This is a genomic window from Neisseria sp. HMSC064E01 (assembly GCF_001808875.1).
Taxonomy (GTDB): Bacteria; Pseudomonadota; Gammaproteobacteria; order Burkholderiales; family Neisseriaceae; genus Neisseria; species Neisseria sicca_A.
On record NZ_KV794938.1, the window covers coordinates 1 to 476 of the forward strand.

Annotated in this window: 1 protein-coding gene; it reads left to right on the forward strand. The window is 62.2% G+C overall.

The features are described 5' to 3' along the window. On the forward strand, nt 1–476 hold a 476-nt coding region (locus HMPREF2572_RS14575; RefSeq protein WP_246827784.1), incomplete at both ends, for a phage baseplate assembly protein V.

The following is a 476-nucleotide window of genomic DNA, read 5'->3' on the forward strand; positions in this document are numbered from 1 at the left end:
ATGGCACCGATGAAAGTGTTCCAAACCGATACCGCCTTCCCCGAAGCACCCGACGGCTGGCTAGTACTCAGTATGGAACACAGCGGCAGCCGCGATACCGCCTACAGCCACACCTTTACCGCCATACCCGCCCAACTCACCTTCCGTCCCGAACGCACCACCCCGCGCCCCCACATCGCCGGCACACTGCCCGCACGGGTGACCGCGGCAGAGAACTGCACCTACGCCTACATCGACGACATGGGACGCTACCGCGTCAAACTGCCGTTTGATTTGGACGAATGGAGCCCCGGCGGCGAAAGCCGTCCCGTCCGACTCGCCAAACCCTATGCCGGTCCCGAATACGGTATCCACTTCCCCTTACACGAAGGCACCGAAGTCATGCTGTCCTTCGTCCAAGGCAATCCCGACCGCCCGTATATCTCCGGCGTCATGCACGACAGCGCCCATCCCGACCACATCCCTGCCGATTGGAA